The sequence below is a fragment of the Sphaerisporangium sp. NPDC049002 genome (genome assembly GCF_040649355.1).
GTDB lineage: Bacteria > Actinomycetota > Actinomycetes > Streptosporangiales > Streptosporangiaceae > Sphaerisporangium.
This window is the reverse complement of the sequence record NZ_JBEZFH010000046.1, coordinates 1-20,930: the sequence shown is the minus strand read 5'-3', so window position 1 is coordinate 20,930 and position 20,930 is coordinate 1. Positions and strand designations below refer to the sequence as shown.

Genomic DNA, 20,930 nt, shown 5'->3' with positions numbered 1-20,930 from the left:
CTCCTTCCGGCGATCGGGTACATCCGGGTGCCGGAGATGAAGGACGGCGAAGGGAAGATCTCACCGTTTATCCGGCGTGACGCCATCCAGGCGAAGGCGGCGGGGCATGGCCACCACATAGCGGATGGTGAGTGGCCGACGGCGGACGGATCATCGAACTGGATGTCACGGGCCGGAACTTCAACCGTGACATCCAGTTCGCCATCGACGCCATCGAGAACCGCCTGGCGTTCGCGATCATCATGATCGAGCTATTGACAGGCCGCCTGACCGAGATCACAGTGTGCGTTTATAGGTGCTAATCGGCACCTGTGAAGGTGGTTCGGCAGCGTGGCCGCATGAATGGCCGGACCGGATTTCCTCCGTGGTGAGCCCGAGGTCAGGTGGAGGAAGAGATTGGCCGGGATTCGAGGCGAGGCACGCAATCGGTGGCGACCCGGAATCGCCGGGAGGTTCAGCGGACGGCGCAGGCGGCTCACCGCGTTCGCGGTGCTCACCGTTCTAATCCCCGGGCTGGCAGTGGCGGTCACGCCTGGTGTGGCGTACGCCGTCCCCGATTTCGGTCCGGTGATTTCCTGCCCTAATGACCCCAACATCGTGTGGCGTTGGATACTCATCGGCCGCACCCCGTATTACGAGGGGTACCGATACAATTCGGTTTCCGTGGTTCCGGCGTTCAACGTGAGCGACGCCCGTGTCGTCGACAACACCCTCGATACGCCGATCAACGCGACATTCACTTCATCGCAGTCTCGGACGTGGCGGGTCACCATTACGGCCACAGTGGGTACGACCTCCGAGCTGACCAAATCCCTTCAGGCCAGTGTCAGCACGCAGATCGTGCAGGAACGGACCACCGCCATCGGTGTGAACGCCAGCCTCGTCGTCGCCCCGCACAGCCGGGTGACCGGCCAGTACGGAGTGCAGGCGTACGACGTTGTCTATGACGTCCAGACGGTGCGGACGTCGAACAGTCACGCGAAGTGCTGGGACCAGGGCACCCAGCGGGGCACCACCAACGCTCCGACCATCACCGAAGGCTGGCGCTTCATCGCGGGCTGACAGGACTCGGGGGTACCGAGATCGTCGCCCTCCTCAGTACACAGTCACCGAACCGTCGTGCGGATGAGGGCGGTACCGCCCGGGCAGGCGATGAGGCGGTGGGCCGGTCGCCGCCGCCGGGGGCCGGGCCCCATAGACTGAGGCAACGTGACCGCCAAGCCGCGTATCCCCAATGTCCTCGCCGCCCGTTACGCCTCGCCGGAGCTGGCCCATGTGTGGTCGCCCGAGCACAAGGTGCTGGCCGAGCGGCGGTTGTGGCTGGCCGTGCTGAGAGCACAGGCCGAGTTGGGCGTCGAGGTGCCGCCCGGGGTCGTCGACGACTACGAGGCCGTGGCCGCGAAGGTCGACCTGGGCTCCATCGCCGAGCGCGAGCGCCTGACCCGCCACGACGTGAAGGCCCGCATCGAGGAGTTCAACGACCTCGCCGGGCACGAGCACGTGCACAAGGGCATGACCTCGCGCGACCTCACCGAGAACGTCGAGCAGCTGCAGATCCGCGACAGCCTCGTCCTGGTCAGGGACCGCTGCGTGGCGCTGCTCGCCCGGCTGGCCGACCTCGCGGCGGGGAACGCCGAGGTGGTGATGGCCGGCCGCTCGCACAACGTGGCCGCGCAGGCGACGACCCTCGGCAAGCGGTTCGCCACGGCGGCCGACGAGATGCTGGTGGGGTTCGCCCGGCTGGAGGAGCTCATCGCCCGCTACCCGCTGCGTGGCGTCAAGGGCCCGGTGGGCACCGCCCAGGACATGCTCGATCTGCTCGGCGGCGACCAGGCCAAGCTGGCGGCGCTGGAGGAGCGGGTGGCGCGGCACCTGGGATTCTCGACGGGCTTCACCAGCGTCGGCCAGGTGTATCCCCGGTCCCTGGACTACGAGGTGCTGACGACGCTGGTGCAGCTGGCGGCGGCGCCGTCCAGCCTGGCCAAGACCATCCGGCTGATGGCCGGGCACGAGCTGGTCACCGAGGGCTTCAAGGAGGGCCAGGTCGGGTCCAGCGCGATGCCGCACAAGATGAACACCCGGTCCTGTGAGCGGGTGAACGGCCTGACGGTGGTGCTGCGGGGCTACGCCTCGATGGCGGGCGAGCTGGCGGGCGACCAGTGGAACGAGGGCGACGTGTCGTGCTCGGTGGTGCGCAGGGTGGCGCTTCCCGACGCGTTCTTCGCGTTCGACGGGCTCGTGGAGACGATGCTGACGGTGCTGTCGGAGTTCGGCGCGTTCCCCGCCGTGATCGCGGCCGAGCTCGACCGCTACCTGCCGTTCCTGGCCACGACCAAGATGCTCATGGCGGCGGTACGGGCCGGGGTGGGCAGGGAGACCGCGCACGAGCTGATCAAGGAGCACGCCGTGTCCTCCGCTTTGGCGATGCGCGAGAGCGGCGCGCCGAACCTGCTGCTGGAGCGCCTGGCGTCGGACGAGCGGTTCCCCCTCGACCGGGCGGCCCTGGACGCGTTGCTGGCCGACCCGGCGCCGTTCACCGGTGCCGCTGCCGCGCAGGTCGCCGAGGTCGTGTCGCGGGTGGGCGCCGTGGCCGCCCGTTACCCGCAGGCCGCCGCCTACCGTCCGGGCGCCATCCTGTGATCCGGGCGCACCGAGGCCGGTGACGTCGCCGCCGCCTCCAGGGACGATCTCATGACGGTGGGGCGGCGCGGGGCACGGCCACCGGGGGCTCGGAAAACCAGGTGAAGCTTGGGACTTCGGCATGCACAGTTATTGAGTGATGTCCGATTTCCTTCCTGGCTTCGTTCCCGGCCGAGAGTTGTCGCGTGCGTTCTACGCGGAGGTGGTCCAGCCGCTCATCGGTGAGGTGCCTCACGGCGCCGCGCTGATCGGCCCCGGTTCGGAGGTGCTCGCCTTCGACACCGAACGCTCCACCGACCACGACTGGGGCCCGCGGGTCCTGGTGTTCGTGGAGCCCTCCGTGGTGGCCGGGCTCTCGGCGCGGCTGGACGCCGGGCTGCCCGAGCGGTTCGGGGGGTATCCCACGGCGTTCGGGTCCGACCGGAACCCGGTGAGGCACGGCGTCCTTGTCACCGGGTTCGGGTCGTGGGCGCGCGCACGGCTGGGGTTCGACCCGCGCGGCGAGATCACCACGACCGACTGGCTGGGGGTGTCCTGGCAGCGCCTGGCCGAGGTGACCAGCGGCGAGGTCTTCCACGACGGGCTCGGCGAGCTGGGCAGGGCACGGGCGAACCTGCGCTGGTATCCCGGCGAGCTCTGGCGGTACGTGCTGGCGTGCCAGTGGCGGCGCGTCGCCCAGATCGAGAGCTTCCCCGGCCGCTGCGGTGAGGTGGGCGACGACCTCGGATCGGTGGTGGTCACCGCCCGCCTCGTCGAGGACCTGATGCGGCTGTGCCTGCTCATGCGCCGCCGCTACCCCCCGTACGCCAAGTGGCTGGGCAGCGCGTTCGCCCGCATGTCCGGGTCGGCCGAGCTGGGGGAGATGTTCGCGGCGGCGCTGTCCGCGCGTGGCTGGCGCGAACGTGAGGAGCACCTGGGCCGCGCCTACGAGCGGGTGGCCGCGCTGCACAACCGCCTGGCGCTCACCGAGCCGCTGGAGCCCTCCGTACGGCCGTACTTCGACCGGCCGTTCCGGGTGATCGGCGCGAGCCGGTTCGCCGACGCGCTGCTGGGCACGGTCGGCCCGTCGGTGCGGTCGCTGGCACCGACGGGATCGGTGGACCAGTTCTGCGACAGCACCGACGTGCTCGGCGACTCCACCCGATCCCTCGCACTCACCCGGGCCGCCCACGCGCCGGCGTGAGCCCCGCCGCCGGGGGTTACCAGCGGTGGTGGACCTGGGGGCGGATCAGCTCGTCGTACACCCCGGCGACGGACGCCCGGGTCGCGTCGTCCAGCGGGGGCAGGTCCGCCGCGGCGGCGTTGCCCCTGGCCTGCCGCTCGTTGCGGGCGCCGGGGATCACCACGCTCACCCCGGGCTGGTCGATGATCCAGCGCAGCGCGAACTGGGCGGTCGTCATGCCCTCGGGCACCAGCGGCCTGAGCCGGTCGACGGCCCGCAGGCCGGTGGCGTAGTCGACCCCCGAGAACGTCTCGCCGACGTCGAAGGCCTCGCCGTGGCGGTTGTACGCCCGGTGGTCGTCGTCGGCGAACCGGGTGTGCTCGTCGTAACGGCCCGACAGCAACCCGCTGGCCAGCGGCACCCGCGCGATGATGCCGACCCCGGCCTCGATCGCCGCGGGAAGGACGCGCTCCAGCGGCTTGAGACGGAAGGCGTTGAGGATGATCTGCACGGTGGCGACGTTCGGCCGCGCGATCGCGGTCAGGGCCTCCTCGCACGTCTCCACGCTCACCCCGTAGGCGGCGATCCTGCCCTCCTCCACCAGCGTGTCGAGGGCGTCGTACACGGCGGGGTCTGAGTACACGGCCGTCGGCGGGCAGTGCAGCTGCACCAGGTCGATGGTGTCGACGCCGAGGTTCTGGCGCGACCGGTCGTTCCAGGCGCGGAAGTTGGGAAGGGTGTAGGCCGAGGGCTCCTGCGGCACGCGGCGGCCCATCTTGGTGGCCACGGTCAGGCCCGGCCGCTCCTTGAGCAACCGGCCGACGATCTGCTCGCTGCGGCCGTCGCCGTACACGTCGGCCGTGTCGATGAACGTCACCCCGGCGTCGGCGGCGGCGTTCAGCGTCGCCAGCGCCTCGTCCTCGCCGACCTCGCCCCAGTCGGCGCCCAGTTGCCACGCGCCGAGGCCGACGACCCCGACCTGCCTGCCCGTTCTGCCCAGTTCACGGTTCTCCACAACCCCGATCGTAAGGGCCGTACCGGGAACGCGTGCCCGCTTCTCCGACCGAGGCGCTCGGCGAGGTCAGGAAGAACCTGGAGGCCGGCCCCGAGCCCGCGCGCGGTGTCGTGGACGGCGGGCCCGGGAGCGGCCGCGGCGGGATCACGGCAGGGTGAGGACGCGGGGGCCTTCGTCGGTGATCGCCACGGTGTGCTCGGCGTGCGCGGCGCGGCTGCCGTCGACGGTGCGCAACGCCCACCCGTCGGGCGCTGTCCAATAGCGGTCGTCGCCTCCCGCCATGAACATCGGCTCGATCGCCAGCACCATGCCGTGCCGCAGCGCCATCCCCCGTCCGGGCCTGCCCCGGTTGGGGACGTGCGGGTCCTCGTGCATGTGCCGTCCGATGCCGTGGCCGCCGAAGTCGACGGGGATGCCGCACCCGACGGCCTTGCCGATCGTGGCGACGGCGTGCCCGATGTCGCCGATCCGCCCGCCGGGGACCGCCGCCTCGATCCCGGCGCGCAGTGCTCGCTCGGTGGCCTCGATCAGGCGGGTGTCCTGCGGGCGGGCGGGGCCGACGGTGAAGCTGATCGCCGAGTCGCCGGTCCAGCCGTCCAGCCGTGCTCCGCAGTCGATGCTGACGAGGTCGCCGTCGCGCAGCCGGTAGCCGTCGGGGATGCCGTGGACGATCACGTCGTTGACGGACGCGCAGATCACCCCGGGGAACGGCGTGGGCGCGAAGGACGGCTTGTAGTTGAGGAACGGCGCGGTCGCCCCGGCCTCGAAGATCACGGTCCGGGCGATCTCGTCCAGTTCGGTGAGGGTCACCCCGGCGACCGAGCGCTCGCGTACGGCCGCGAGCGCTCGGCCCACCACCCGCCCCGCCTCGCGCATCGCCTGCAGCTCGGCGTCGGTCTTGATCTCCACCATCTCGCTCTGACCTCCAATTTAAATACCGGTATTAGTATCACGCTACTATAGATCGCATGGTGCGCATCCCCTTGACCGGGCCCGAACGCCGGCGCGGTGAGCTGCTCGGCTCCCTCATCCGCCAGGCGCGTGGCGACCGGAGCATGGCCGAGGTCGCGACGGCGGCGGGGATCTCCGCCGAGACCCTGCGGAAGATCGAGACCGGCCGGATCCCGACGCCCGCGTTCTTCACCGTCTCCGCCCTGGCCGAGGCGCTCGGCATCTCCCTCGACACCTTGGCCGCCGTCTGCGCCGAGCACACGACCCGGTACGGTCCGGGCAGGCTGGCCGGGTAGGCGGCCGAGCGGGCCGGTCGGGCGGCCAGGTCGGCGTACGGGCGTGCGGGCCGGCCGGGTCGGCGTAACGGGTGGCCGGCCAGGTCGGTGTACGGGCGGCCGGGTGGGCGCGCCGGGGCCGCCTTAATCGTTTGCGAGGGGCTCGCCGCGTGTGCGAGCCTCTGCGGGGTCCTCACGCGGTCCGGTCCGTACGTACGCGGGCACGCGGCGGTGTGTCGTGGAAAGGGTGAGCCTGTGACCTCGGGGAGTGGCATGGCGACGGCGAACGATCTCGGTACACCCGGCCCACTGGTCGCGTCACTGTCCCGGCACCGGCCCCTGACCCCGGCGGAGGCCGCCGACCTCGAACGGACCCTCGCGCTGCCTGCCGCCGGTGACCCGTGGCATCGTTCGACGGCCCTGCACGTCACCGCCTCGGCGCTGATCGTCCATCCGCCGACGCGCCGGGTGTTGCTGCGCTGGCACGCGCGCCAGCGGGCGTGGCTCCAGGTCGGCGGGCACGGCGACCCGGGTGAGTGCGACCCCCTGGCCATCGCGCTCCGCGAGGGCAGGGAGGAGACCGGCCTGGAGGACCTCGCGCCCTGGCCCGGCGCGGGGATCGTCCACGTGGTCATCGTCCCGGTGCCGGCGGCCCCGCACGAGCCCGCGCACGAGCACGCCGACCTGCGGTTCGTCCTCACGACGGGCACACCAGATGCGGTCAGGCCGGAGAACCCGTCGGCGCTCCTGCGGTGGCTGTCCATCGAGGAGGCCCGCGCCACGACGTCGGAGGAGAACGTACGCGAGACGCTGTCACGGGTGGGCCGCCTGCTCGGCTGAGCCTCCGCCCCACGAGGCTCCAGACCCGGCCGACTCTCCGCGGTGGACACCAGGTTCGGACCCGTCGAACCGGCGATCCCCGCATACGCGAGGCCGCCGGTTCCGCACCGCCTCGGTGGCCGCGCACATCCACGATCACCGAGCGTGGAATCGATCTTCTAGTCGGTGTCGTGGGAGATCAGCAGGCTCAGCACGTTTCCGCGCGGGCTGAGCGCGCCGATCGCGAGCCCCTGGTACACCCAGTACGGCTGCCGCCTGGTGGTCCCGAACGCCATCCATCGCCACCGGGCGGCAAGCTCGTTGACGCGGTGGACCGACGACCCGGCGGCGGCGCGCACGAGGCCCGCGACCGACTGCCAGGCCCGCAGCCTGCCGTACCCGGCGCGGAGCCCTCGGTTCCAGCTGGCGTCGCAGTAGGCCTTGGTGAAGAGCTCGTCCACCACCCCGTCAAGGCTGACCCGCACGCCGGTCAGCGCGGTATGGGCGCGGAAGGTGCCTGAGAGGAAGGTGTTCACCCCCAGGGGCAGCAGTTCCTGGAGGTCGAAACACCGGGGTAGCTCGATGATCCTCGCCTCCTCCCCCGGCGAGCTCCAGTGCTCCAGCGCGGCGGTGATGTTCCGCTCGTCCTCGCGGGTGCTCACGACCCGGCCCGCAGACCCTCCGCTCTCGGCCCAGGCGTCCCACAGCGGGGTGGGGCGCTCCCCGTCTCCCCTGGCCGCAGGGCCTTCCGGATCGGCAGGGCCCGGGAGGAGCCGCGTGATCTCCGGGTGCTCGGGGGCGGGGAGCCCGCGGTAAGGCGCCGAGCCGGGATCGAGGCAGGTCCTGTTCATCCAGCGCTCTGCCCGGGTGCGTTTCAGGGGCAGGTCGGCCAGAGGATGGCCCAGCTCCCGCAGGGCCGCCGCGCACCGCGCCGCCGCGGGCACCCGGGTCAGGTTGACGCGGCGTACCACCAGTTCCTGCGTCAGGCAGGCGATCAGCTCCGCCCACGCGTCCGGCTCGGCGGGCACGTGCTCCAGCAGGGGAAGCAGGTGGTGGACCTGCCGCCGCTCCGCCAGCAGCGCGGCCAGGTCACGGATCTGTCCGCGCTGCCGGTCGACGCCGTATTGGTCGCCGCCGTACTGCCCGCGCACCAGCTCGGCCAGCGCGCCGGGGTCGCCCGGGACGCGCGACAGGGCCGGATCGTGCAGTCCGCTCGTGATCTCGTGCGAGGTCATGCCGTGACGGCGGCCCGGGCCTGCTCGGCCGTGGCATAGGTGGGGAAGGCGCGGGCCAGCCCGGTGAGCCGGAAGATCCTCTCGATGCGCGGGTTGAGGCCGGCCAGCGAGACGGTCCCCTCGCGGGCGGTCATGGCCCGGCGGGCGCCGAGGAAGACGCTGATTCCCGTCGAGTCGCAGAAGGCCAGGCCGGTGACGTCGATCACCAGATGGCGGCAGCGCTCGGCGTAGGCGTCCTCCAGAGCCCGTTGCAGGTGGGGGGCGCTGCCGTGATCCAGTTCTCCGGTGAGCACCAGGGTGCGCACCTCGGAGGGGCCGGAGTCGCCGGTCCCGGTGTCGATGTGCACGGTGAAGTTCATAGGTGGCCTATTCACGAGGCGGTCGCGGGTCTGGTGGGGGATGGCGGGCGCACGACACCGCGCACCGCCGCGTCACCGCTCAGACCCGGGCCGATTCCCGGCAGCGGATGTTCCAGTCGGTGACGATATGCGAAGCGCGTGCCTGCCCACTCATGGTCGATCTCGTGCGAGTGACCACGCCCGGAGGCCATGGGGATTTCGAGGGGGTCCCACGTCGCCTGCTCCCGCGTCCGGTCGCGCACGAAGGCCATGGGGGATTCGACGCGGCGCCATGGTGCCGCGTCCCGCGGTGCCCCTGCCACGTGGTCGAGGCACTTCACCGATGCGCTCCTTGGTCATCGGCGCGGCTCAGTCGTACGCGGGGACGTCGCCGAGCGCCTGCCGCAACAGCACCGCCGACCCCTGCGCGTCCCTGGTGATCTTGACTTCGTCACAGAGCTGCCGCATGAGCCACAGGCCACGGCCGCGTAAGGTCGCCACGCCCGGATTGCCCGCGTCGGCGTGCGCGGGGACCAGGTGCCCGAGGCAGTCGCGCACCTCCACCGTGACGAACCGCTCGTCGTGCCAGGCCTGGACGTCTCCCTCGCCGTCGGCGTGGTCGAGCACGTTCGCGGCGGCCTCGTTCACTGCCAGCACCAGATCTTGCAGGCGGACACCGGACAGCCCGGCATCCCCGGCATAGTTCCGCACCAGCCCCCGCAACACACTCAGATCATCGGTGATCGGCCAGTACGCGGAAACACGCCCACTGCCATCCACCGGCACCCTCCCACGCCGCTCGTCGTCCACCCTGGCAAGACTCGCCACCGCGATGACCATAACGCCTACGGGGCATTGCTCACGCCCCGGCCACCCCATACAACCTCATCCATTGCACGAGAGTGCCCTTCACCCGGCCCCCGCGCGTGCCCACGGAGGTCCACAACGGGTCCCACCGGTATACGGCAGAAACGGGCCGAAGCTGGCATAGGTGGCCAGGTGAGGCCGGTGGAATTCACCAACCCCAACGCTCCTCATAGAAGGCACTCAGTAAGGTCCTGGTGCCATCGCTGAGGGCGGGAAGGTCGCCCAACCACGCAGGCAGATCAACCAGCGGGTTTTCGCGCACACCGAGCTCGGTGAGCGCGGTGAGGTTCCCCAGCCACTCGGGCAAAAAGGTCAACTGGTTACAGCCCAGGTAGAGGTCGGTGAGGGATGTGAGGTTGCCCAGTGATTCAGGCAGGGCGGTCAGCCGGTTCTTCCACAGGGCGAGCTTGGTGAGCTCGGTGAGGTTGCCCATCGACTCAGGCAGAACGGCCAACCGGTTACCGTTCAGGGAGAGCTCGGTGAGGGCGGTGAGGTTGCCCAGTGACTCAGGCAGGGCGGTCAGCCGGTTATCGTTCAGGGAGAGCTCGGTGAGGGCGGTGAGGTTGCCCACTGACTCAGGCAGAACGGCCAACCGATTACCGTCCAGGGAGAGCTCGGTGAGCTCGGTGAGGTTCCCCACTGACTCAGGCAGGGCGGTCAGCCGGTTCTTCCACAGGGTGAGCGTGGTGAGGTTGACGAGGTTGCCCACGGACTCGGGCAGAGCGGTCAGCCGGTTGTCGCCCAGGGCGAGCTCGGTGAGGTTGACGAGGTTCCCCAGACACTCGGGCAGAACGGCCAACCGGTTGCCATGCAGGGAGAGCTCGGTGAGGGCGGTGAGGTTGCCCACTGACTCAGGCAGAGCGGTCAGCCGGTTGTCGCCCAGGGCGAGCTCGGTGAGGGTGGTGAGGTTCCCCAGTGACTCGGGCAGAACGGTCAACTGGTTGTCACTCGCGTAGAGCTTGGTGAGGTTGACGAGGTTCCCCAGACACTCGGGCAGAACGGTCAACCGGTTGCCATGCAGGGAGAGCTTGGTGAGCTCGGTGAGGTTGCCCAGTGACTCAGGCACGGCGGTCAGCCGGTTCTTCCACAGGGTTAGCGTGGTGAGGTTGACGAGGTTGCCCACCGACTCGGGCAGGACGGTCAACTGGTTGTCACTCGCGTAGAGGCCGGTGAGCGCGGTGAGGTTCTCCAGCCACTCGGGCAGAGCGGTCAGCCGGTTGTCGTGGAGGAAGAGAATGGTCAGGTGGGTGAGGTCGCCGAGCGATTCCGGCACCGTGTCCAGGCCGAGTCCGGACAGGTCCAGTGTGGTCGATCCCTCTCTCCGGCACCTGTCGATCCGCTCGTCAACGGTCATCGGGTCGTTCCCGGTCTCCGTCAAGATCGCTCTCCTTTTCGTCGCTCGGATGCCTGCCCGGTCGCTTCGGGCGCGAGGGCCGGGAATGAGGCTATGGATCTTCGCTGGGAACCCACTTGTGGATCGCTGAGTCGACTCCGGCCAGGCGCTCGCCGAGTGGCCCCGTTACCTGGGGCGTAATCGATTTCCGCGTCCGGTGCCGCCATCGTTGAGGCATGGGGCGGTTCGCCCCGGTCCATCCCACCGATGACGCCGGTCCGTTCCGGCGATTTCCGCAGGAGTACGACGATGAGCGACGTCAACGAGCTTGTGAACCAGTACATCGCGACCTGGAACGAGACCGACCCGGCCGCGCGCCGCGCGGCCGTGGACCGGCTGTGGGCCGAGGGCGGCACCTACGTCGACCCGCTGGCGGCGGCGGAGGGGCGTCAGGAGATCGACGCCACGATCGCGGCCGTTCAGAACCAGTTCCCGGGGTTCGTGTTCCGCCCGGGAGGGCTGGTCGACGCCCACCACAACCTGGTCCGCTTCACCTGGCAGCTGGCCCCGGCCGCCGGCGCCGAGTCGCTCGTGGACGGCTTCGACGTGGCGGTGCTCACCGAGGACGGCCACCTGCGCGACGTCCACGGGTTCCTCGACAAGGTGCCCACCCCCCTGAACCTCCCGCCTCACCCCCCGCGCGACAGGGCTGGTCAGGGGGCGGGCTGTAGCCGGACGTCGTGGGACTCGGCGCCGGGGGCGGCGAACCGCAGCAGGCGGGCGCCCTCCCCGGTCACCGCCGCGGCGTCCGGACCGGACAGGGGGCCGTAGGGGCGGATGGTCAGCACGGCCGCGCCCCGCTGACCGGTGATCTTCCAGTCGCCCCGGGTGAAGCCGTCGACCAACACCAGCCGCGGTACGGGACCGTGCGGGCCGTACGCCTGCCGGTGGTAGTCCTCGGTGATCACCCGGCCACGGTCGGCGTGCGACAGCAGCAGGTTGTCGAAGTCGTAGAGGAACCTCGGCGGCGCGGGGGTGTCCGGGTCGGGGCGAGGGGCGTCCGGCAGGTCGAAGAGCTCCCGTCCCTGGTCGTCGCGGAAGGTGAGCAGCTCAGGCCGGAGCGGCTCGACCACCTCACGCAGCCGGGTCAGCCCGGACCACGTCTGGATGTCCATCACCGTCGCGGGCCCGTACGCGGCCAGATAGCGCAGGACCATGCGGCGCGGCGACGGCTCCGCGGTGACGCTCGCACTGAGCCACGATTCGGCGGTGGTGTGGGCGATCGGGCCGCCGCGCCCCCACACCCCGCGCGGCGGCACCTGCACCAGCGGCACCCAGGCACGCATGGCCTGCGCGAGCGAGCCCGGGGCGCGGCCGGGCCACCGCTCGGCGAGCAGCCTCCCGAGCGCCCCGAACGTCAGCGGGCGTTCCTCGACCAGCGCCCGGCCCGCCGCGGCCAGCTCCTCCCGGTCGACTCCGGCCAGATCCCTGCCGAAGTTCGCGTTCAGGCCGCGCTCCATGACCGGCTGGACGACCGGCCGGAGCTCCAGGCAGTCGGCCGCGCTGACCAGGTGGATCGTCGAGCGCATGAGCGGGATGCGCACCAGGCCCCGGCCGGTGAGCAGGTCGGCCGCGTGCTCGGGACGGAACCCGGCGAGGCGGGTCCACAGGCCGGTGTACCAGGTGTGCGGCGTCTGGGCCTGCATGCCGGCCAGGTGCTCGACGGCCTCGGTCACCGACCTGGCCGAGCGGCTGAGCAGCATCTGCCGCTCCAGCGTCGCGCGGTTGAGCGCCCTGCGGCTGAGCGCCGGGGCCGGGGACGAGGTCGTCACGGGGCGGCGCCGGGTCTGGGTGTCTGCCATGCCCTCGACACTAGATACCCATTAGGACGAGGAGCTTCCTAATGGGCTGGCAGGATGCCGGTCATGCTGGAAACCTCGGCGCGGCTGCTCCGCCTGCTGTCACTGCTGCAGACCCCCCGCGACTGGACCGGGTCCGAGCTGTCAGAACGGCTCGGCGTGAGCACCCGCACGGTGCGCAACGACGTCGAGCGGCTGCGCGGCCTCGGCTACCCGGTGAACGCCACCCGTGGCTCGGTGGGCGGCTACCGGCTCGGCGCGGGGTCGGCGCTGCCGCCGCTGCTGCTGGACGACGAGGAGGCCGTCGCGGTCACCGTGGGGCTGCGCACCGTGGCGAGCGGCGCGATCGCGGGAATCGAGGAGACCTCCCTGCGCGCCCTGGCCAAACTGGAGCAGGTGCTGCCCTCACGACTGCGCCGCCGGGTCAACGCCCTGCAGGCCTACACGGTGAGGGTCCCGGCCGACCGTACCGGGCCCACGGTGGATCCCTCGGTGCTGACCCTGCTCACGGCGGCCTGCCGCGACCACGAGCGGCTGCGTTTCGATTATCGCGACCACGGCGGCACGGCCACCCTGCGCGTGGTCGAGCCCTGCCGCGTGGTGAACTGGGGACGCCGCTGGTACCTCGTCGCGTGGGACACCGGCCGCGAAAACTGGCGTTCGTTCCGGGTCGACCGGATGGAACCGCGCACGCCCACCGGCCCCCGCTTCGCCCCGCGCGAGCCGCCCGGCGGCGACGTCGCGGCGTACGTGTCGCGGCGGGTCTCGGCGGCGGCGTGGCGCCACAGGGCCAGGGTCCTCGTGCGGGCTCCGGCCGAGGTGGTCGCGGCGCGGATCAACCCCGCCGTCGGGACGGTGGAAGCGGTCGACGAGGACACGTGCGTGCTGGACACCGGGGCCGACACCGTGGAGACACTTGCGGTCCACCTTGGGATGCTCGGCTGCGACTTCACCGTCACCGATCCGCCCGAGCTGGTCGCCCACCTGCGCGAACTCTCGGCGCGATACGCCCGCGCCACGGAGTGACCCCGCCAGAACCGTACGGCCGGCGGGGTCACGGGGACGTGGCCTCCGTCGTCCCTGGCCGCGGCGCCGGCCGATGAGGACGCCGAGGCCGTCCAGGACGCGCTGGAGGCCGAGCTCGTAGGCGTGGCCGGGGCTGTGGGCGGCGTTGTGCGCCTGGCCCGCCGCCGCGCCGACCCGGGTGGCCGTGGGCCGCCGCACCTGGGTTGGGTTCGTGGTGAGGGCGGATGTTTCGGCGCCCGTCGAAACGATGGGGTCCTAGCGTCGAAAGCATGGAGCCTTCTTCGGATGACGGCATCACGGTCGTCAGTCATGCCGGGGTGTGTGCCGTCTTGGCCGACCCGTGCTCCACCGTGCCCCCGGCTCCCGGGCCGCTCCGGCGGCGAGAAGCCGCCCCGCGCATCCCCGTACGACTGGAGGTCCAGCGCCGATGAACGTGGCGATCGATCGATTCGCGAGGTTCCGTGCCCTGCATCACGGGGAGCGGCCCCTGTTCCTGCCCAACGCGTGGGATCACGCCTCCGCCTCCGCCCTGATGGCTCGGGGGTTCACCGCCATCGGCACCACCAGCCTCGGCGTGGCGGCGGCGGCCGGGAAGCCCGACGGGGAAGCGGCCACCCGGGAGGAGACCGTGCGGCTGGCCGAAGGCCTCGCCCGGCTGCCCGCACTGATCAGCGTGGACATCGAGGGCGGTTTCAGCGACGACCCCGGGCGGGTGGCGGCGCTCGCGGCCGGACTGGCCGAGGCCGGGGTCGCGGGAGTGAACATCGAGGACGGGCGCGCCGACGGCACCCTGACCCCACCAGGCCGCCAGTGCGCGCTGATCACCGCGATCAAGCAGGCCGTGCCGGGGCTGTTCGTCAACGCCAGGACCGACACCTACTGGCTGGGAGGCGGCGACCCGCCATCCCCTCGGACCACCATGGACAGGGCCGAGGCGTACCTCCAGGCGGGGGCCGACGGCATCTTCGTCCCCGGCTTGGACGACGAGCGAGTGATCACCACGCTGGCCTGCGGCCTGGACGCCCCGCTGAACATCCTGTTCACGCCGGGCGGCGCCTCCTTCCGGCGGCTCGCGGCCCTCGGGGTACGGCGCGTCAGCTGCGGCTCCCTGCTCTTCAGGGCGGCCGTGCACAACGCCGTGGAACTCGCCTGGGCCGTCGCGAACGACGACGTGGTCCCGGCGGGACTTCCCTCCTACGCCCAGACCCAGGCCCTGGCCTCCGCCTTCGACGCCCCGTCCCCCGCCTCCGCCCGGCCGGCGAGGTCGGTGTTCAGGGGAGAACGAGGGGCCAGGTAGCGGTCAGGTGTCGTGGCGGGGGATACCGGACACCTCGTGGTCGGCGTGGAAGAGCGCTTCGGCGATCAGGCGGCGGACATGGGCGTCGCGGGCGCGATACAGGACGCGGCGGCCGTGCCTGCGGGCGTCGACCAGCCCGGCGAGGCGCAGCTTGGCCAGGTGCTGCGACACCGAGGGCCGCGCCACGCCGATGGCGCCTGCCAGCGAGGAGACGTCGTACTCACCCGAGGCGAGCAGCCACATCAGCCGCAGCCGCGTCCCGTCGCTGAGCATGCGGAAGGCCTCGACGGCCGTCTCCACCTGTGTGGTGGTGGGTTGCTCCTGCAACGGATGCGCACCTGATTCGTTGTCGCGTGCGTACATGGCTACATATACTCCCCGCAAGCGCCAACGTCCGCAAGCGAGGCAGCCATGTCTTACCAGGAGCGGTCCGAATCGTCGTCCCTCGAAGACCCCCACGGTCACGACCCGGATCAGGGCCGTGCCCACGACCATGGTGACGGGCACGACCACGAGCACCATGACCAGGACCACGGGCACGGGAACGGGCATGGCCATGGGCACGGGGTGCGGGTTCGGCGGGGGAAGGGTGCCGGGTTGAGGGCGCGTGTGGCGCACATCCTGACCCCGCACAGCCACGACAGTGCCGACAGGACCGACACGGCGCTGGAGTCCAGCAGCCGGGGGATGCGGGTCCTCGGCGTGTCCTTCGTGGTGCTGGTCGTCACCGCCTTCGCCCAGGCGGTGGTGGTGGCGTTCTCAGGGTCGGTGGCCCTGCTGGGCGACACGCTGCACAACTTCGCCGACGCCCTGACCGCGATCCCGCTGGCCATCGCCTTCTGGCTCGGGCGGCGCGTGGCGACCCGCCGCTTCACCTACGGGTACGGCAAGGCGGAGGATCTGGCGGGGCTGGTCATCGTGGGCATCATCGCCGCTTCCGCGGTCTTCGCCGGATACGAGGCGGTCGGACGGCTGGTCACGCCGAAGGATGTCCACGCGCTCGGCTGGGTCGCCGCGGCGGGTCTGATCGGGTTCGCGGGCAACGAGTGGGTGGCCCGCTATCGGATCAGAGTCGGCCGCGAGATCGGCTCGGCCGCTCTGGTGGCCGACGGCCTGCACGCCCGTACCGACGGGTTCACCTCCCTGGCCGTGCTCCTCGGAGCGGGCGGGGCGGCGCTCGGGTTCCCGATCGCCGACCCGATCATCGGCCTGCTGATCACGGTGGCGATCTGCCTGGTGCTGCGGGACGCGGCCCGCGAGATCTACCACCGGCTGATGGACGCGGTCGACCCCGCCCTGCTGGACCAGGTCGAGGCGGTCCTCGCCGCCACCCCCGGCGTGCGGCGGGTGGGGTCGGTGCGGATGCGCTGGGTCGGCCATGTGCTGCGTGCCGAGGTCGAGATCGCGGTCGACCACCGCCTGTCCCTCATCGAGGCGCACGCGGTGGCCGTGGAGGCCGAACACCGGCTCATCCACCAGGTGTCCCGCCTGCGCGCGGCCACGGTGCACGCCGACCCTGACGGTCCGCGCGGCGCCGACCACCACGCCTCCCTTACCGGCCACCGCGAGCCCAGCCCGGCCTGACGGTCTCCGGATCGGACGCCCTGGCATCGTCCACCAGGACACGGGCACAGGAGGGTAAAGCCTGCATTTCCTACGTATTGAGTAGGTATAATGCACGCTGATGTCGCCTGTGCCGAGGAGATCGGATGGCTCTACCGGATTTCCTGGTGATCGGAGCGCCAAAGACGGGGACCACGGCCCTGCACGCGGCGCTTGCACGACACCCCTCCTTGTTCATGTCAGCGGTCAAGGAGCCCAAGTTCTTCCTCAGCGACGGGCCGCCACCGGTGCGGGGCGGCCCCGGGGACGCGCTGACCTTCAAGGAGCACGTCTGGCGCCGGCCGGAGTACGAGGCGCTGTTCGACGAGGCTCCCGAGGGGGCGCTGAAGGGGGAGTCCACCCCGTTCTACCTGTACGACCGCGACGCCCAGCGCCGCATCCAGGCGCTGCTCCCGCACGCCAAGCTGATCGTCATCCTGCGTGACCCGGTCGAGCGCGCGCACTCGAACTGGACGCACCTGTGGTCGGCGGGGCTCGAACCCGTCGGCGACGTCGTACGGGCCTGCGCCGAGGAGGCTCGCCGCGTCGCCGCGGGCTGGTCGGCCTTCTGGCACTACGTCGGCCTCGGCCGGTACGGCGAGCAGTTGCGGCACCTCTTCGGGCTGTTCCCCCGGGAGAACGTGCTGCTGTTCCGCTACCGTGAGCTGGTCGACGAGCCCGTGGCAACGCTCGATCGCATCTGCGCGTTCCTCGGTGTGGAGGAGGGCCTGATCACCGAGGTGCCTCGCGAGAACGTCACGGCGCATCCCGATCCGACGCTGCGCCACCAGGCGCTGTCACGCGTGCTCCGGGCGGGCGCGACGGTGGGACACCACCTGCCGGGTTCGCTGGCCGCGCGCCTGACCGAACCCCTCGAAAAGGCGCTCCAGGACAGGGGACGCCCGCGCCGCCCGCTGAGCTGGGAGGAGCGTCAGGCTCTCATCCCGAGGTTCGAGGACGACATCGCCCTGCTGGAGCGGGTGACCGGGGAGGAGTTCGGCGACTGGCTCGGACCCCGCGACAAGTCGGGCGGGCTCATGGGGGACAGGCCCGCAGGCCAGCGACAGGCCCGCAACGGCCGCCCGCGCCTCCCCTGAACGCGCCTCCCAGAGTAGGTGACCTGCCGCGCGTCCTGGCGCCGTTGCCCGCCAGGTCTGGCAGGCACGGGACGGAACGTAACGGGTCAGTGGAGCTCGGTGCGCAGCTCGTGGGCGCCGTCCTGCCTGGTGAGCTCGTAGTACACGCGCCGGCCGCCGCCGGGCAGGTCGAGGACGTCGAGGTAGCGCAGCCCGCCGTAGGGTGACCGCGCGACCGGCTCGGTGCCCACGGGCGTCAGGGTCGAGTAGTCGGCCCCGGAGGCGAGCCCCGTGCGCTCCTCATAGTTCTCCGCGGCGCTGGCCCGCCCGTCGTAGGCGGCGAGGACCGTGTCGCCGGTGCGGACGACCGCGGTGACCCGGGTGCCGCGCGAGTCCCAGCAGCCCGCCCGCCCGCTGAGGGCGGTGCCGTGCCAGGTCCACTCAAGGCCGTCGGCGCTGGTGGCGTAGTCGGTGACCATCTGGTCCTCCTCGCCCACGTCCGCCAGCGGGTGACATGAGGCCCACAGGTGCCAGACGCCGTCATGGTGCACGATCACGGGGTCCTTCACCCCGGTCTTGGGGTCGCCGGGCAGCACGACCCTGCGCCGGGCGGCGTCGAACCGCGACGGGTCGTCGGCTTCGAGCACCTCGACCCGCCAGTGCTTGGTGTTGTGGGTGGCGCAGCTGATGTACAGGCGCCACCTGCCCTCAGGGGTGCGTACGAGGGCGGGCCGCTCCAGGGACTCGGTGTCGACCTCGTCGCGGCCCAGCGTGTAGATCGTCTCGAAGCGCTCGCCGTCGCCGGACCGCGCGACGACGATGGCGTAGCCGCGTCCCTCGCCGATCGGCCGGCGAAGGCGGTAGGCGAGGTAGATCACGCCATCGCTGAGCACGGAGCTCGGCGCGCCCGCCCAGAAGCCCGGTGCGTCTTCCGGGGGCGCCACGACCAGCACCGAGCGGTCCGGCTGGAGCGGCGGCATGGCGACCTGGAAGTCGTTCTCGTTCATCGGCACGTCGAAACAATAGACAACAATCAGCCTCGATGCCGAAAGGCCGGCCGGTCGGGGGCCGTTTTAGCACCCCCTGATCTCTCCCCCCTACTCTCGGGCGGATCAGGATCCGCTCGGCCGAGCAGAGCTTGCTACGCCTCCGGCCTCGGGGCGTCAGGAGATGATCGCGCCCACGAGGTGACCGATCTCGTACGTCACGGCGGCGGCCGTCGCGCCGAGCAGCAGCTGCCTGGCGCCGCCGAACACCGCGGACCGGCGGGTGAGCCGCGCGACGAGCGCTCCGGTGCCGAACAGCCCGGCCGCCGTGAGCGCCGCCGCCGCGAGCACCGAGCCGAAGCCGAGGAGGAACGGCAGCAGGGGGATGAGGGCTCCCAGCGCGAAGGCCAGGAACGACGATCCGGCCGCCACCCACGGCGAGGGCAGGTCGTCGGGGTCGACGCCGAGCTCCTCGCGGGCGTGGACCCGCCAGGCGACCTCGTCATGGGCGTGCAGCTGGCGGGCGACGTCGCGGGCCAGCTTGGGCGTGAGGCCGCGGGACTCGTACAGCAGCGCCAGCTCCCGCTCCTCCGCCTCGGGGTTCCTGGCGATCTCCCTGCGTTCGACCGCGATCTCGGCCAGGATCATCTCGGTCTGCGACCGTACGGAGGTGTACTCGCCGGTGGCCATGGAGAACGCCCCGGCGGCCAGCCCGGCCAGCCCGGCGATCGCGACGGCCGAGATGCTCGCACCGCTGCCCATCACACCGGCGATGAGCGAGGCGTTCGACACCAGCCCGTCCATGACGCCGAACACCGCCGGTCGAAGCCAGCCGCCCGTCACGTCCCTGTGGCTGTGATGGACCTCGGCGGGGTGCAGGAAAGCGGAGGTCATCGGCGACTCCTTTCAGGCCGGGCCCAGGACGAGCGCCCGTGAGACGAGCGGCCAGGAGGCGACCAGAGTGATGTTGATAGTGTACTGAGCGGCCTTCCCGATCTAGCATCGCCGTGCGAGAGCGTCGACGGGGGAGGAAGTGGACGTTGTGAGCAGGGCCTCGGTGAACGGGATCACCGTCGGGTACGACGACCGGGGCCGGGGCGAGCCGCTGGTGCTGGTCCACGGCCACCCGTTCGACCGTTCGATGTGGGCGCCGCAGGTCGCCGCCCTCGCCGGCCCGGACCTGCGGGTGATCGCGCCGGACCTGCGGGGTTACGGCGAGAGCACCGTGGTCCCCGGGAAGACCCCGCTGGAGACCTTCGCGCGTGACATCGCCGCGCTGCTCGATCATCTGGGGCTGGAAGAGGTGGTGATCGGGGGCCTGTCGATGGGCGGCCAGATCGTGATGGAGTTCTGCCGCCTGTTCCCCCGCCGGGTGCGGGGGCTGCTGCTCGCCGACACCTTCGCCCAGGCCGAGACCGCTGAGGGCAGGAAGCTGCGCGCCGCTCAGGCCGACCGGCTCCTTCGCGAGGGCATGCGCCCCTACGCCGAGGAGGTGCTGACGAAGATGGTGGCCCCGCACAACGTCGAGGCGCTGCCCGATGTGGCCGCGCACGTGCTCCGAATGATGAGCTCGGCGCCCTCGGAGGGCGCCGCGGCGGCGCTGCGCGGCCGTGCCGAGCGTCCCGACTACAGTGGTCTGCTTTCGGAGATCACGGTGCCCGCGCTGATCGTCGTCGGAGGGGACGATGAGTTCACCCCGGTGGCCGACGCGGAGTTCATGAGCACGCGCATCCCCGGGGCGACGCTCACCGTGGTCGACGGAGCCGCGCACATGCCGAACCTGGAGCGACAGGTGGAGTTCGACAGCGCCCTGCGGGGCCTCCTCGCCGCCGTCGCCCGCACGGCCGCCCACGGCGGGTGAAGGGACGCGCTCCGCGCCCCTCGGCACCCGGAGACCGGGACCAGGGAGCGCGGAGGGGCGGCACGAAGTGCGGGGCCCGACCTACGCACCGAACCTCTGACCACGCGGACCGGCCGGTCCCAGGACCCGAGTTCGACCGCGTTCACCGCGAAGGTGGTTCGCCCGGAGCGGTCAGCCGAGGCCGAACGTCTCGGCGAGGGTGTCGACCTCGGCGTCGAGGAGGGCGCGCGGGTCGTGTCCCATACCGGTGAACTGGCCCTCGACCTCCAGGCTGATCACGCCATGCATGCGCGTCCAGGCCATCACGGCTCCGGCGACCGCGCACCCGTCGCCACCCGCCGCGTACTCCGCCACCCAGCCGGCGACCCGCGGATCGCGTCGCTCCCAGGCCTCCATCTGCTGGACCACCGGCGCCACCGCCGGTCTCGGCCGTCCGCCCTCGAAGACGCTCAGGAAGGGCCCTAGGGCCGCTCGTGCCCGCAGCAGGGTGTCGGGCGGAGCGGTGTAGCCGGGGAGCGGGGAGCCGAAGAGCAGCAGGTAGCGCTGGGGCTGGGACAGCGCCCAGGCGCGGTAGGCGACTCCCATCGC

General features: G+C 71.5%; 24 protein-coding genes. 13 read left to right on the top strand and 11 right to left on the bottom strand.

Going from position 1 to position 20,930, the window contains the following annotated elements; translation table 11 throughout:
- The first annotated feature begins 131 nt into the window (after window positions 1–131).
- The 4 genes from AB0B89_RS12625 to AB0B89_RS12610 all read left to right on the top strand — a co-directional run bounded on the left by AB0B89_RS12625 (window position 132) and on the right by AB0B89_RS12610 (window position 3,823).
- A complete protein-coding gene (locus AB0B89_RS12625; RefSeq protein WP_358551608.1) occupies window positions 132–302 on the top strand; it encodes a hypothetical protein in 171 nt (56 codons plus the stop codon).
- Window positions 303–489: 187 nt separating this feature from the next.
- Window positions 490–1,062 (top strand): hypothetical protein, encoded by a 573-nt coding sequence (locus tag AB0B89_RS12620; RefSeq protein WP_358551606.1) that lies wholly within the window; start codon window positions 490–492, stop codon window positions 1,060–1,062.
- Window positions 1,063–1,209: 147 nt separating this feature from the next.
- Window positions 1,210–2,640 carry an adenylosuccinate lyase gene (gene purB, locus AB0B89_RS12615; RefSeq protein ID WP_358551604.1) on the top strand — a complete coding sequence of 477 codons (1,431 nt, stop codon included), beginning with the start codon at window positions 1,210–1,212 and terminating at the stop codon, window positions 2,638–2,640.
- Between the two features lie 139 nt (window positions 2,641–2,779).
- The gene (locus AB0B89_RS12610; protein ID WP_358551602.1) at window positions 2,780–3,823 is read left to right on the top strand and encodes a DUF4037 domain-containing protein; all 1,044 of its coding nucleotides are present in this window, start codon (window positions 2,780–2,782) and stop codon (window positions 3,821–3,823) included.
- Between the two features lie 16 nt (window positions 3,824–3,839).
- On the opposite strand, the gene AB0B89_RS12605 is transcribed toward AB0B89_RS12610, so the two are convergent.
- On the bottom strand, window positions 3,840–4,817 hold the full coding sequence (locus tag AB0B89_RS12605; protein ID WP_358551600.1) for an aldo/keto reductase: 978 nt from the start codon (window positions 4,815–4,817) through the stop codon (window positions 3,840–3,842).
- A 32-nt stretch (window positions 4,818–4,849) separates the two neighbouring features.
- Here AB0B89_RS12605 and AB0B89_RS12600 point away from each other — a divergent pair, with 32 nt between their 5' ends.
- Window positions 4,850–4,975: a hypothetical protein gene (locus AB0B89_RS12600; protein ID WP_358551598.1), complete on the top strand. Its 126-nt coding sequence runs from the start codon at window positions 4,850–4,852 to the stop codon at window positions 4,973–4,975.
- On the opposite strand, the gene map is transcribed toward AB0B89_RS12600, so the two are convergent.
- On the bottom strand, window positions 4,962–5,729 hold the full coding sequence (gene map / locus AB0B89_RS12595) for a type I methionyl aminopeptidase (RefSeq protein ID WP_358551596.1): 768 nt from the start codon (window positions 5,727–5,729) through the stop codon (window positions 4,962–4,964). The two genes, AB0B89_RS12600 and map, sit on opposite strands and share 14 nt — an antisense overlap.
- Window positions 5,730–5,785: 56 nt before the next feature.
- Here map and AB0B89_RS12590 point away from each other — a divergent pair, with 56 nt between their 5' ends.
- Window positions 5,786–6,064, top strand: a complete 279-nt coding sequence (locus AB0B89_RS12590) for a helix-turn-helix transcriptional regulator (RefSeq protein WP_358551594.1) — start codon at window positions 5,786–5,788, stop codon at window positions 6,062–6,064.
- A 252-nt stretch (window positions 6,065–6,316) separates the two neighbouring features.
- Window positions 6,317–6,883 carry an NUDIX domain-containing protein gene (locus AB0B89_RS12585; protein ID WP_358551592.1) on the top strand — a complete coding sequence of 189 codons (567 nt, stop codon included), beginning with the start codon at window positions 6,317–6,319 and terminating at the stop codon, window positions 6,881–6,883.
- A gap of 158 nt (window positions 6,884–7,041) precedes the next feature.
- On the opposite strand, the gene AB0B89_RS12580 is transcribed toward AB0B89_RS12585, so the two are convergent.
- From AB0B89_RS12580 to AB0B89_RS12565, 4 genes are all read right to left on the bottom strand, one after another.
- Window positions 7,042–8,097 carry a DUF6183 family protein gene (locus AB0B89_RS12580; RefSeq protein ID WP_358551590.1) on the bottom strand — a complete coding sequence of 352 codons (1,056 nt, stop codon included), beginning with the start codon at window positions 8,095–8,097 and terminating at the stop codon, window positions 7,042–7,044.
- Complete coding sequence (locus AB0B89_RS12575; protein WP_358551588.1) at window positions 8,094–8,456, bottom strand: STAS domain-containing protein; 363 nt, start codon at window positions 8,454–8,456, stop codon at window positions 8,094–8,096. The genes AB0B89_RS12580 and AB0B89_RS12575 overlap by 4 nt, the downstream gene beginning before the upstream one ends.
- 348 nt (window positions 8,457–8,804) lie before the next feature.
- Window positions 8,805–9,263 (bottom strand): ATP-binding protein, encoded by a 459-nt coding sequence (locus AB0B89_RS12570; RefSeq protein WP_358551586.1) that lies wholly within the window; start codon window positions 9,261–9,263, stop codon window positions 8,805–8,807.
- 187 nt (window positions 9,264–9,450) lie between these two features.
- Window positions 9,451–10,680: a leucine-rich repeat domain-containing protein gene (locus AB0B89_RS12565; protein WP_358551584.1), complete on the bottom strand. Its 1,230-nt coding sequence runs from the start codon at window positions 10,678–10,680 to the stop codon at window positions 9,451–9,453.
- Between the two features lie 264 nt (window positions 10,681–10,944).
- On the opposite strand from AB0B89_RS12565, the gene AB0B89_RS12560 reads away from it, so the two are divergent.
- Complete coding sequence (locus AB0B89_RS12560; RefSeq protein ID WP_358551582.1) at window positions 10,945–11,466, top strand: nuclear transport factor 2 family protein; 522 nt, start codon at window positions 10,945–10,947, stop codon at window positions 11,464–11,466.
- On the opposite strand, the gene AB0B89_RS12555 is transcribed toward AB0B89_RS12560, so the two are convergent.
- Window positions 11,349–12,497 carry a winged helix DNA-binding domain-containing protein gene (locus AB0B89_RS12555; protein WP_358551580.1) on the bottom strand — a complete coding sequence of 383 codons (1,149 nt, stop codon included), beginning with the start codon at window positions 12,495–12,497 and terminating at the stop codon, window positions 11,349–11,351. The genes AB0B89_RS12560 and AB0B89_RS12555 overlap by 118 nt on opposite strands.
- 63 nt (window positions 12,498–12,560) lie before the next feature.
- Between AB0B89_RS12555 and AB0B89_RS12550 the strand changes: the two genes are divergently transcribed.
- Window positions 12,561–13,520 carry a YafY family protein gene (locus AB0B89_RS12550; protein WP_358551578.1) on the top strand — a complete coding sequence of 320 codons (960 nt, stop codon included), beginning with the start codon at window positions 12,561–12,563 and terminating at the stop codon, window positions 13,518–13,520.
- 427 nt (window positions 13,521–13,947) lie between these two features.
- A complete protein-coding gene (locus tag AB0B89_RS12545) occupies window positions 13,948–14,817 on the top strand; it encodes an isocitrate lyase/phosphoenolpyruvate mutase family protein (protein ID WP_358551576.1) in 870 nt (289 codons plus the stop codon).
- Window positions 14,818–14,820: 3 nt separating this feature from the next.
- Here the strand turns inward: AB0B89_RS12545 and AB0B89_RS12540 are convergent, their stop codons facing one another.
- Window positions 14,821–15,375: a metalloregulator ArsR/SmtB family transcription factor gene (locus AB0B89_RS12540; protein ID WP_358551574.1), complete on the bottom strand. Its 555-nt coding sequence runs from the start codon at window positions 15,373–15,375 to the stop codon at window positions 14,821–14,823.
- 39 nt (window positions 15,376–15,414) lie between these two features.
- Here AB0B89_RS12540 and AB0B89_RS12535 point away from each other — a divergent pair, with 39 nt between their 5' ends.
- Complete coding sequence (locus AB0B89_RS12535; protein ID WP_358551572.1) at window positions 15,415–16,401, top strand: cation diffusion facilitator family transporter; 987 nt, start codon at window positions 15,415–15,417, stop codon at window positions 16,399–16,401.
- Window positions 16,402–16,526: 125 nt separating this feature from the next.
- Window positions 16,527–17,516, top strand: a complete 990-nt coding sequence (locus AB0B89_RS12530; RefSeq protein ID WP_358551570.1) for a sulfotransferase — start codon at window positions 16,527–16,529, stop codon at window positions 17,514–17,516.
- Between the two features lie 86 nt (window positions 17,517–17,602).
- Here the strand turns inward: AB0B89_RS12530 and AB0B89_RS12525 are convergent, their stop codons facing one another.
- A complete protein-coding gene (locus AB0B89_RS12525) occupies window positions 17,603–18,502 on the bottom strand; it encodes a hypothetical protein (RefSeq protein ID WP_358551644.1) in 900 nt (299 codons plus the stop codon).
- A 156-nt stretch (window positions 18,503–18,658) separates the two neighbouring features.
- Entirely contained in the window at window positions 18,659–19,375 is a 717-nt protein-coding gene (locus AB0B89_RS12520) for a VIT1/CCC1 transporter family protein (protein ID WP_358551568.1), read from the bottom strand.
- Window positions 19,376–19,514: 139 nt separating this feature from the next.
- Here AB0B89_RS12520 and AB0B89_RS12515 point away from each other — a divergent pair, with 139 nt between their 5' ends.
- The gene (locus AB0B89_RS12515; RefSeq protein WP_358551566.1) at window positions 19,515–20,342 is read left to right on the top strand and encodes an alpha/beta fold hydrolase; all 828 of its coding nucleotides are present in this window, start codon (window positions 19,515–19,517) and stop codon (window positions 20,340–20,342) included.
- A gap of 171 nt (window positions 20,343–20,513) precedes the next feature.
- Here AB0B89_RS12515 and AB0B89_RS12510 read toward each other — a convergent pair.
- On the bottom strand, window positions 20,514–20,930 hold a 417-nt coding region (locus tag AB0B89_RS12510), incomplete at its 5' end, for a TetR-like C-terminal domain-containing protein (RefSeq protein ID WP_358551564.1).